Genomic DNA, 11916 nt, shown 5'->3' with positions numbered 1-11916 from the left:
TCGCCACAGCAATAGCTGCCGGAGGGACGCCCGGCGCCGCTATTGGTTCCAAGGGCAGGCCATGCAGCATCGCGACGATCCCGAACCGTCCTACGACCCGCGCTCGTGGAGCCGCCCCCGCCCCGCACCGGCTCCTGCGTCGACTGCCGTACCGCCGCCGGTCGGGCATACCCGGAACCGGACGCCGCTGATCGCCAGCGTCGCCGTCACGCTGGGCGGAGCGATCCTCGCCTATGCCGCCCGGCCGGCGGACAAAAGTGCCGTCGCCCCGACGCCCGCGCCGGTCCCCAGCGCGGGTGCAAACTATGACCAGCGGGTGCTCAACATCGCCGGGACTGCCGCCATCGCGCCGACGCTGCGCTCGCTCGGCATCGCCGCCGCCGATGCTACCCATGCCGCCGAACTGGCGCAGGGCGCGCTGGGCGACACGCCGGGCCTGCTCCGCCTCGACGTCACGCTGGCGGGCACCACCCTGCACGACGTCACCGTCACCCATGCCGATGGCGGCGGCGTCGCGATCGGTCGCGGCGGCGACGGCACGCTGATCGCCAGGCCGCTGTCCGCGAACCTTACCCGCCGGCTGCGCTTCGTGCGCGGCGAGCTGGATGGGGAGAGCTTCTACAGTTCCGCCGTCGCGGCCGGGGTCAACGACGTCCTGGTCGGCGCGTTCGCCAACGCCTTTCGCTACGACTTCGACATCCAGCGCGAGGTATCGGCGGGCGACGTGTTCGAAGCGGGGTTCGAGGAGCGCGTCAACGCCGATGGCGAACCGGTCGGCGCGCCGCGACTGGTCTATGCCTCGCTCGCCACCGCCGCCAAGACCCGCGCGCTCTATCACTATCGCCTGCCGGGCGAGGCAGAGGCGGAATGGTTCGACAGCAGCGGACGCAGCAGCCGGCGCGCGCTGATGCGCACGCCCGTCGATGCGGCGCGGATCAGTTCGGGGTTCGGGATGCGCGGCCATCCGATCCTGGGGTTCCGCAAGCTGCATCGCGGCACCGATTTCGCCGCGCCGACCGGCACGCCGATCTTCGCGGCGGGCGACGCCACCGTCACCTTTGCCGGCATGAAGGGCGCGAACGGCAATTTCGTCCGGCTGCGCCACGACAATGGCTGGGAAACGCTCTACCTGCACATGAACCGCATCGCCGCCGCGATCGTGCCCGGCAGCCGCGTGGCGCAGGGCACGCAGATTGGCGAGGTCGGCACCACCGGCCGCTCGACCGGCCCGCATCTGCATTACGAGGTCCATATCGATGGTCAGGCGGTCGATCCGATGTCGATCGAAACCGGCGGCGGCCGATCGATCCCCGGCACGGCGATGGCCGCCTTCCGCAAGGTACGCGACGCGATCGACGCGAAACGGGCGGAGACGATGTAGCTTCACACCGGCCGCCGCCAGACGACGAACAGGATCGCCGCCAGCAACGCCAGGGTCATGGCGACACTGCCGTTCAGCCCCGCCGTCGTCCCGCCCCATAAGGCGGCACCCGACAGGTCGAGGTCGATCGCCGCCCCGAACGGCCCGATGCCGGGGTTCGGGTCCAACCCGACGCCCAGTTGCTCGACACCGTTCCACGCGACATGCGCGCCGATCGCCGCTCCCAGTCCGCGATACAGCGCCAGCAGCCCGAACAGCACGCCGCCCAGCAGCATGTTGGCGAGCATCACCGGTTCCACCCCGCCCAGCACCGCATGGAGCGCGGCGAACGCCACCGCCGTCAGCGGCACCGCCACCCCGGCCCCCGCGGCGCGCACCAGCAACGGCTGGACATGGCCCCGGAACATCGCCTCCTCCGCCGTCACCTGGACCAGTACGACCAGCAGCCCCAGCGGCAGCGTGAACGACGCGGACGGGCCGCCACCCCGACCCAGCGTCCCGGCCAGCGCGCAATAGCCGACCGCCAGCAGCACGGCGGCCAGCCCGACCGCAGCCCCCCGTGCGAACCCGGTCCATCGCCACGACACGCCCGCAACCCTGCCCAGCCCCCACGCCAGCAACAGGATCGCGCCGAAGACGACCACATTGAACCCGGTCTCCGCCACCGCCGGGGAAGCACCCCGCATCAGGTGATCGGCAAACGGCGTCACGCCCCACAGGCACACCCAGGTCGCCAGCACCCCGGCACCGGCCAGCGCGATCGCCCGCGCGCGCATGGTCAGCGCGCCGCGACCCGCGCGCCTGCTCCGCCGCCCAGCATCGACTTGGCGCTGTCCCCCACCAGGAAATACGGCCCCCAGTAGAAGGGATGCGAATAGCGCGGCTGCGCGATCAACGTCCGCTGCGCGCGTTGCAGCGCCTCGCCGATGCTGTGGGTGCGCGCCTCGCCATAGAAGCTGCGCATGAACTCGGTGCTCTCCCGCTCCGCCGATACCTGCCAATAGGTGGCGAGGACCGACCGCGCATTGGCGGTCAGGAACGCCCGCACCAACCCCTCCAGCGTCGATCCCGGTCCTTCCTGCCCGATCGCGCGGCGCAGCGCCTCGCCCCGCACGCCCGCCGCCGTGTCACATGCCGACAGCACGACCAGATTGGCGTCGAACTTCAGCTTCGCGATTTCGGAAAAGTCGAGCAGCCCGTCCGATCCCGGCTGCCCGAACGACGTGACCAGCGCGGGGGGCGATTTGGAACAGCCCCACAGCCCTTCCTCGATACCGTGCGTCGCGAAATGCACGACCTCATATTGGTCGAGATCGCTGCGGCCCTCGACCCCAGTATCGCTGAACGCCGCGCCGGTGACGAACTGTGCATCGCGGGTGCCCAGCGCGCCGGCGGCGATGGTCAGTTCGCGCCCGTCGATCGGTTTGAGCGACCGGGCGATCGCGCCCAGCCGGTCGGCGGCGACCATGCAGCCGAACCCTACCCGTATCGCTCCGTTCGCGCCGGGCGCGGGCACGGGCGATCCCGGCTGGTTCTGGCCAAGGCCCAGAAACGCCCGTTGCGCCCGCGACGCCGGCAACGCGCGCGACACCAGGAAGGATCTCGGCGACAAGGCGGTCGAGATCGACGCAGTGGCGGCAAGGAACGCGGTGCGCGAAAAATCGAACGGATCGCGCCGGGGTGCGTCCGGCGCGTCGGGGGTATAGCGCGTGACCAGCACCCCGACCGGCAGTTGTTGCAGCGGTCCCGACGGATCGACCACGATCGCCCGCGATCCGGCCAGCACCGGTGCCGCCGGTCCACTGACCAACCGATAAAGGGTATAGGCGCGCGCCTCGTCGAACGGCACCAGCTTGCCCAGCGCCAGATCGCCGTCGATCGACGCGCGCAGCTGTTCGGCCAGTTGCAGCACCGCGCCGCGCGCCGCCTCGCTTTCCGCGACCTGATACAGATAGGTCCGGTCGGCGGTCACGACCATGCCGTAGATGCGGCGGTTAAGCGTGGTGAGCTTCAGGAACGTTTCGCCCGGCCGCAACGCGGTGCGCAGTTCGGCCAGCGTCGCCGGGCTTTCGTCGAGCGTGCGATAGCGCGGATCGGCAGCAAGCTGCGCATCGACCGCGAGCAGCCGGTTCTCCGCCGTTTCGCGCGCGCGGTTCAATTCCGCCGTGGAGCTGCCCGGCGCGCCCTCCCCGCCGCTCGACAGCGCATAGCTAAGCCGGGTGAGTTCGCGCTCCAGATCGGCCCGCTCGCGCACCGCCGCGCCGACGGCCGGGTCGGCGGTGACGACGTTGCGCAACTCGGTGATCTGCCGCGCGACCGCCGGTTCACCCGCCGCCTGCACCGCGCGGAAGAACAGGTCGTAGGTGTCCGCCGCAGGTTTGGCGGATTCGGCGACCAGCAGGTCGAGATAATCCTCCATGCCGATCGCACCGCCGGGCGCGGTCCCGCCCGACGCGATGACCGCATCGACCGCATCGCGAAACGCGCTACGTGCGTCGGCCCGCGACGCACCGGCCCGGGCATAGACCGCCGCGCGTTCCAGCTCGGCCTCGGCGATCGCCGGCTCGCTGCCGGTGCCCGCATTGGCGATCGACCCGCGCCGCAGCAGGTCGACGGTCGTAGTATAATGGTCGAGCGCGGCGCGATACTCGCCTGCCTGTGCGCGCAGCCGCCCCTGTTGCCGGGCGATCCGTGCGCCGAGCCAATAGAGCTGCGTCTGGTCGAGCCGCTCGTTGGTCAACGGGCGATAGATGCCGGCGGCGGCATCGATTTCGCGCAGCGCGCCGGCCCGGTCGCCCTGCCCCAGCAGCGCGATGCTGCGGGCGTAATGCGACTGCGCATCGAGGACGAGGCGCGACAGCTGCGCCGTATCGGCCAGCGCCGGCATTCCCCGGTCGCCCGCCGCCGGCTGGTTCAGCGCGACCAGCGTCGCGGCATCCTCCAGCGGCCGGTCGGTCGCACCCGGCATCCCGCCGGTACGATCGAGCGTCGCCAGCGCCTCGGCAAAGGCACCCCGGTTGATCGCGTCCAGCGCGCGATAGGTGTCGAGCTTGCGCAGCAGGAACGGCGTCCGCGCCGCCGGCACCGCGACGAAGATCACCCGCGCCGCCTCGAAATGCTGGGCGGCGGCATCGGGGAACCGGATGTTGGAATCGGCAAGTCCCGCTTCCAGCAGCAATTCGGCCTGCAACGCCGGCGGTGCATCCGGGGTCAGCCGGGTCAGCGCGTCGTTAAGCACGCGCGACGCGTCGACATGCAGCCCCTTGTGATTGAGCGCGATCCCCTGCGTCAGCGCGGCGCTGGCGGTCGCTTCGGGAAGCGGCAACGTATCGGCCGGCACGCTGCCGGCGCGCGGCGGCAGCGTGGCGGCATCGACGCTGGCGGTCGCGACATAGGTCGCGGCGACAGCCGGTCGGCGCAGCCCGGCGGCGATGGTCAGCGCCTCCTCCACCTGCGGCAAGATCGCGGGCGCACCCGCCGCGACATAGCGCCGCTGCCCGCGCGTCAGGTCCAGCCGGATCGATTCCAGCCCGGTCTGCCGGTCGAAACAGCGCCCGGCCGTCGCCGGGGTGCCGGCGATCGTCACGTCGCGTCGGTCGGCGCAATCGAACTGCGCATCCAGTGCCGCCACCGCCGCCGGCTCGACCGGCACGATCCGGACGCTGCCCAGCGGGCGGCTGGCCGCGACGCTCGAACAGGTGATGGCGTAGGCGCGCGAGAACGGGTCGGGCGTCGCCGCATCGCCCCAGTTGCGCGCCGCCGAACACCGCTCACCCGCCGCATTGCTGCCCAGGTTGAAACTGTCGAGCCGTGCCGGCGGCGTGGCGGTGCAGCCGGCAAGGACGGCGGCAGCGGCACCCGACAATAACGGGGCAATACGGCTACGGATCAAGGTTTCGGCTCCTGCAGAGTCGGGGCGGGGGCGGCGGCATCGGCGGGGGTCTCGGGCGACAGTGCCGGCAGGTCGCTCAGCAACGCTTCGTTGTTGCCGCCGATGATCGGGGTGAAGGGCAACGACACGTCCTGCAGGATGCCGAACACCGCCTGGCTGTCCCAGTCGAACACCTGCAGTGTCGGCTGGATGACGATGGTCGTCAGACACCCCGCGCCCGATCCGGCCAGACAGCCGTTGATCCGGCTGTTGGGCAACAGCGCCGGTTGAATATCGATCACCGGATTCCCCAACAACGCCGCCCCCGCCCCGGTTATCCCGTTGATCTCGCCGAAGAATGCGAAGCTGGCGGTCGACGGAGTGCCGAAGGTCGCGATGCGCAGCGCAGGCGTGACCGGCGCGGCCAGCGACCCGACGGTGACGCCCGACGACCGACCGGGCACCGCCGTATTCTGGAACAGCGCATAGTCGCCGAAGCGGACGGTGAGCGACCGGGCGGCGATCATCGTCGTCGCATCGGGTGCGAAGAACCCGCCGCCCAGCTGCGTATTGTACAGCGCCGAATTGGGATTGCCAATCAGCACCTGCGCCTGCGCCCGCCCGGCATCGCCCGGTGCCAGCGTGTCAAGGAATCCCGGCGCCAACCCCGCCGCGATCCGGTTGCCCCGCAGGTCGAGATCGTTGTCGCCCAGCAACAGCCGCCCGCCCGCATCGCTGGTGGCGATCAGGTGGATCGTCGCGGCATTGCCGTTCGCCCCGTCGCCACCGATGCGGACACTGCGTCCGGTGCCGCTCGCCCGCACCTGTCCGGTCACGCGCACATCGCCGGTCGACAGCATCTCGACCGCCCGCCCGACTTCGGTCGCCAGCGTCACGCTGCCGATTTCCATCGTTCCCGCGCCGCCGTCGAACGCCAGCGTATCGGCCGCGACCTGCGCGACCTCCGCCGCCGACAGCCGGAATCCGGTCGAGCCCGTTCCGTCGCCGATCCTGAGCGCCGTCGTCGCCGGGTCGCGGGTGGCGAAGCGCACGTTGGACCCACGGATCGCCCCGGACAATTCGGCATCGGCGCCACGGATCGACACGGACGGCCCGCCGGTCAGCGCCCCCGCGCGCACCAGCCCCGCCGCGTCGAGGGCGATGCCGTTCCCGCTGCCCGATGCCAGCGACAGTCCCCCGCTGCTGGTCGCCTTCAACGCTCCGCCGGCGCGCACCGCGCCCAGCGTGACCCCGACCCCGTCGACCGACAGCGCACCGCCCGCCGTAACCTCGCCCGCATTGACCGCGCCCGCCGAGGTCAGCGACAGGTCACCGCCCGCCGCCGCGTTCTGCAGGGTCAGCGCCGACCGCGCCTCGACCAGCAACGCCCGCGCCGCCGACAACCGCTCGCGCACCTCAATCGCGCCGCCCCGCAGCGTCGCCGATCCGGCCGATTCGACGCCGGCCAGCCGCGCCGTACCGGCCTCCACCGTCAGGTCGCCGCCGGTCGTGCGCAGCGCCGTCGCGCCACCCCCCGTATCTCCCAGGGTTCCGGCGGTCCTGATCGTCAGCGCCTGCGCGGTCAGCGACCGCAGGTCGATCGTGCCGGCCTCCAGCGTGGCGGTCCCGCCGACCGTCGCCGTGCCCAGCGCCAGCGTCGACCCCGCCCGCGCCTCCAGCATACCGGCGCTCAGGTCGCCGCCCCGGACCGACCCGTTGGTCGCGATCAGCGATACCGCCCCCGTCGCCGTGACCCGCCCGGTGGTCAGGTCGCCGCCGGTCAGCGTCATCGCCACCCGTCCGACCTTCAGGTCGCCGGTCGTCACGCTCGCATCGTGCGTCAGCCGGTCGACCGGCGCGCTGCCGTCGAACCCGCCCAGCGATCCGGCCTCGACCGATCCCAGGCGGATCGCCTGCCCCCGCCCGGCCCGCACCGCCAGCGCCGATCCCGCACCGACCCGCAGCGTCGCGCCCGACAGGTCGATGCCCGCGCTCGCGTCGAGCACGACCGGTGCCGCGCCTGCGGCGGTACCGGCAGCGGTTCCGCTGGCGAGCGTCAGCCCCGATCCGCCGCCGATCGTGCCGCCGGTCGCGATCAGCCGGACCTCGCCGCCCGCCCGCTGGCTGCCATCCAGCGCAATCGAACCGGCTGTCACCCGGTATGCGCCACCGGCCGTCACCGCATTCGCCAACGTCGCCGCACCCGTGGCGCGGGCCGTGACATTGCCACCCATCGCGATCGTCCCGAGCCGCAGCCCGCCGCCCGTCGCATCGGCGATCAGCGATCCGCCACCCTCGACCGGTCCGATCTCGACCGACTGGCCGCCCAACGCGACATCGCCGGTCGCGTTGACCGTTCCGCCGGTCAGCGCCCCGCCCTGCGACGTGGCGGTGACACTCCGCCCCGCGAACCGATCGAACCGCAGCGCCCCGGCCGAGGTCGCGCGCAGCGCACCGCCGGCGGTCACCGTGCCGAAACTGCCGGTCGTGCCCGCAGCGAGCACCGCATCGCCCGTCGTCCTGACCGTGCCGATCGCCAATGCGGCGGCGCTCCTCGCCGACAGCGCCCCGCCGCTGTCGATCGAACCGACGTCGACCGACTGTCCGGCCACGGTCGCATCGCCGCGCGCGACCACCGCCGTTCCCTCCAGCGCCCCGCCCTGTGCGGTCGCCGCGACGGCCTGACCGGTCAATCGGCCGAAGCGCAGCGCGCCGGTCGTGGCGATACCCAGTGCGCCGCCGGCAGTGACGTCGCCGAAATTGGCCGCCGCGCCGCTCAGCGTCGCATCGCCGGTCGCCTGTACCGTGCCGATCGCCAGCGTGCCGGTCGCATCGGCCGTCAAGGCGCCCGCGTCGACCCGGTCGAGCGCGACATCGCCACCGCGCAACGCGACCGTTCCGCTCGATGCCAACGCGGTTCCGCGGATCGCGCCGCCGGTCGCGCTGATCGACGCGCCCGATACCCGGCCGAACGACAATCCCTGCGCCCCGCCCAGCGTCACCGCGCCTGACGCATCAACCGATCCGAGCAGCGCCCGTCCCGCCGCCGTCAGCGACACGGTGCTGCCGGTCACCGGTCCGGTCACGGTCAGGTCGCCGACCGTCGCGTTCAGCGCGACGGGCAGCGCGCCGCCATCGATCCGGTTGGCGGTGATCGCCGTCGCGGTGATCGCGATATTGCCGCCCACCACGTCGCCCAGCACCGCATCGGTGCCGACCGTCAGCGAAAAGGGCTGCCCCGCCCCGGCCGACAGGCTGGTGCCGGTCCCGGCGACGAAGCCCGCCAGCCGGCCATTGGGCGCAGCCACCGTCAGCGCACCGGTCGCGCTGCGGACGAACGGCGTACGGATGTCGCGTCCCGACCGCACCGTCACCGCACCATTGGCGCCGACGCCATCGGCGATCGAGACATCGTTGCCCGCCCCCGTACCGACGACCGATGCCGTACCGCCCGACGCCACGCCCTGTACGAAGACCGGGCCCAGCGCACTCAACGCCACGTCCCCCTGCGTCGTCGCGACGCGCCCCAGCGTGAGTGCGCCGTTCGCCGCCTGCACCTGTACGCCGCCGCTCGTATCGATCGCGCCCCCGTTTACCGGGCCACCGGTGGCGATCGCCGACAGGCTGGCGCCACGCATATTGCCGAAGCGCACCGCGTTACCTGCCAACGTCACCGCGCCATCGGTCGCGATCGATCCCGTCGTTACATCTCCCGCCGCGCGGAGCGTGACCGGCCCGCCGACCGTCAGGTCGCCGGTCCGGATCACCGAACCGGTGGCCGTTGCCCCGGTGGCCACCAGCCCGGCCGCCTCGACGGCGCCGACGTCGATCCCCCCGCCATCGGTGGTCAGCCGCACCGTGCCGCCCGCGCCGATCCGCGTGTCAACCAGATCAATCGCCCCGCCCGCCGCGCTCAGCGTCACCTCTTCGCCGCCGCTGGAATCGCTGTCGGCCCGGATCGACAGGCCGGTGCCGCCGCGCGTAATGCCGCCTGCCGACGCCGTGGCGCGATAGGCGCCGCGCGCGGCCTGCGTACCGCCCAGCGTGATCGCCGATCCCGACAGCGTCGCCGCGCCGTCTGACGTCAGCCCGCCCGTCACCGCCACCGCGCCACCCGTCGAGGCGATACGGACATTGCCGCCCATGGTGCGGACCGCACCCGCGACCGCGATCGCGCGGGCGGCACCGACATCGACCGCGCCCGCATCGCTGGTCAGCGAACCCGCAACGCCGATCCCGCCACCGGCGTTCAGCGCGACACTGCGCCCGGTGGCACTGGCGAGCGACAGGTCGCCCGAACCTGCGGTCAGCGACACCGCGCCGCTGCCACCGCGCACCTCGCCCAGCGTCACGGCGCTTCCGCTGGCCATAACGCCGGTCGCGCCCGTCAGCCGATCGGCCCGCAATGTCCCGCCGCTGGTCAGCGTCACCGCACGGTCGCGACTCTCGATCGCGCCCAGCGTCAATCCCGTGCCGCTCGCCAGGGTCACCGCGCCGCTGGTGCTGATATCGTTCTGCACCGACAGCGTGCCGGCCGCGCGCAGATCGATCCCCTGCAATGCGCCCGCGATCGAAATCCGCCCGACCGTCAGGTTGCCGCCGGTGCTTTCGGCCGCGAAGCCGTTCGTCAGGTCGAGCCGCCCGAACGTCAGCGATCCCGCCGACCGAAACGCACCGCCCGCTGCGGTATCGCCGTCCAACGCGGCGATGCTCCCCAGCGACCGCGCCGTCACGTCGCCCAGCTTGACCGGTGCCTCGCTGGCCGCGAACACCCGCACGTCGAGCGCGCGGTTGCTGCCGCCGGTGATCGTGCTACCATCGGCCAGCACGATACCCTGCGCACCCGCCGCCTGCAGCTTGATGACGTCGCTGCGCTGGCCGCTGGTCGATGCGATCGTCAGCGCACGCGATCCCGCGATCCCGCCGTTCAGCGCCGTTACGTCGATCGCGCCGCCACTGCGCAGCGCCGAGCCGCCCAGCGTCACCGATGCACCCCGCAGGACCACATCGTCGGCCGCCGTGACATCGCCACCGATGGTCAGCGCTCCGCCCGCGACGACGCTGACGCCCGCACCGCCGGCGATGGCACCGGTCGTCACCGTGCCGCTCCCGCGCACGTCGATCGCGCGATCGGACGATAGCGCACCGGTCACCACGTTCGTGCCGCCGATCGACAATGCCTCGCGCACGTTCACGTCGCCGGTGCCGATCACGCCGCTGCCGACCGCGCCACGCAGCGTCCGCGCCTCGACCGTCCCGATGTCGATCGTGTTCGCACTGTCGCGCCGCGTGAGCGTCAGGCCGCCGCGCCGGTCGTCGCCGGCGATCAACCGGCTGCGACTGCCGAGTACGATATTGCCCGCGCTGCTGCCCAGCGTTTCGAACGACAGGCCCGCATCACCGGTATCGCCCGACCGCAATGTCACGGCACCGATCCCGACGATATCGCCATCGGTCGAACGCACCTGGAACTGCCCGCCCGCGCGCTGCGTCACCGGATCGGTCGCACCCAGCGTCACGCCACGCCCGGACAATACTATATCGCCGCCGGCCGTGACGTTGCCGGCAACGCGCAGTGCCGCGCCCGAGGTTACGCTCAGCCGGTCGCGGGTCTGCACGGCCCCGCCAAGCGTCACCGCGCCGCTGGCCCCGGCAACGATGTCGGCGTCACGATTATCGGTGCGGAGCGCCCCGTCGACCAGCAGCCGCGCGACCCCGCCGGTCGCCGCCGCATCGCCCGCGACGGTGATGCCGCCGACCGCCGTCGTCGGCACGCCCGCCGACAGGACGATCCCGCGCGATCCGGTACTGGCAGTGGTCACCGCCGCCGACACCTGCAACAGCGAATCCGTCAGCGTATTCTGCGACGCCAGCGCGAAGATCGCGTTGTTGCCCGCCACCGTGCCGCGAACATATTGGCTGGTCCCGGCGACCGCGCTGCCCCGGTTCAGCGTCACCGACAACGGGCTGCCGGAACGATAGTCGAGCGTCACGTCGCTGGCCGTCACGAACGCGACGTCCTGCCCCTCCGCCACGAATTCGCCATGGGCGTCGATTTTCGGGGCCAGCATCACGAGGCCACGGGTGCTGCCATCGACGCGCAGCTTCGCGCCCTGTTCGACGATGATCGCCGCCTGGCTGCCGGCGTTCGCCTGCAACCGGTAGCTGTCGCCCGCCCGGACGAAATCTTCCGGCGCGATGTCGAGCGTGGTCAGCACCAGCGACCCGGTGTTGAACGCCGCCTTCGATCCGACCAGAATGCCGTTCGCGTTATGCACCCATACCGCGACGTTGGGATCGCTGCTGAGCTTGCCCAGCAATTGGGACGGCTTGCTCGATACGTCGCGGTTCAGCACCGCGATGTCGCCGCGCAGACTGCCCAGCAGGCGCCCGTCGGTAAAATCGACCTCCTTGCCCTCCGGGATGTTGAACCCGTTCCAGTCGATGACGGTGTTCCGCCCGCGCAGGTCGACCCGCAACTTGTCGCTGCTATCGCGAAAGTCGGGGCGCAACCCGTCGGTCCGCACGTCGCGCACGTCGCTTTCGGTCGGCAGGCGTACCTGCCCGCTCTGCCCCATGGCGAGCGCCGGATACAGCGCACCGCAGGCGGTGGTGAGCGCGAGGACGGCACGAAGGCGGCGAGCGGTGGCGACGACGGGCATCG

The 11916-nt window shown here is 72.0% G+C and carries 4 protein-coding genes; 1 reads left to right on the top strand and 3 read right to left on the bottom strand.

Features of this window, described 5'->3' with window-relative positions; genetic code table 11:
- Positions 1-61 precede the first annotated feature (61 nt).
- Positions 62-1381: a M23 family metallopeptidase gene (locus ASE83_RS08860; protein WP_055788382.1), complete on the top strand. Its 1320-nt coding sequence runs from the start codon at positions 62-64 to the stop codon at positions 1379-1381.
- Positions 1382-1383: 2 nt separating this feature from the next.
- Here ASE83_RS08860 and ASE83_RS08855 read toward each other — a convergent pair whose 3' ends face one another.
- The 3 genes from ASE83_RS08855 to ASE83_RS08845 are packed head-to-tail and all read right to left on the bottom strand — an operon-like array spanning position 1384 to position 11914.
- Entirely contained in the window at positions 1384-2157 is a 774-nt protein-coding gene (locus ASE83_RS08855; RefSeq protein WP_055788378.1) for a CPBP family intramembrane glutamic endopeptidase, read from the bottom strand.
- Between the two features lie 2 nt (positions 2158-2159).
- The gene (locus tag ASE83_RS08850; RefSeq protein ID WP_156352945.1) at positions 2160-5273 is read right to left on the bottom strand and encodes a CHAT domain-containing protein; all 3114 of its coding nucleotides are present in this window, start codon (positions 5271-5273) and stop codon (positions 2160-2162) included.
- On the bottom strand, positions 5270-11914 hold the full coding sequence (locus ASE83_RS08845) for a filamentous hemagglutinin N-terminal domain-containing protein (RefSeq protein WP_055788372.1): 6645 nt from the start codon (positions 11912-11914) through the stop codon (positions 5270-5272). Before ASE83_RS08845 ends, ASE83_RS08850 begins: the two co-directional genes overlap by 4 nt.
- Between the last annotated feature and the right edge of the window lie 2 nt (positions 11915-11916).

The organism is Sphingomonas sp. Leaf32, from assembly GCF_001421765.1.
Classification (GTDB): domain Bacteria; phylum Pseudomonadota; class Alphaproteobacteria; order Sphingomonadales; family Sphingomonadaceae; genus Sphingomonas.
The sequence above is the reverse complement of the archived record's forward strand: the minus strand, read 5'-3'. Positions and strand labels throughout refer to the sequence as shown.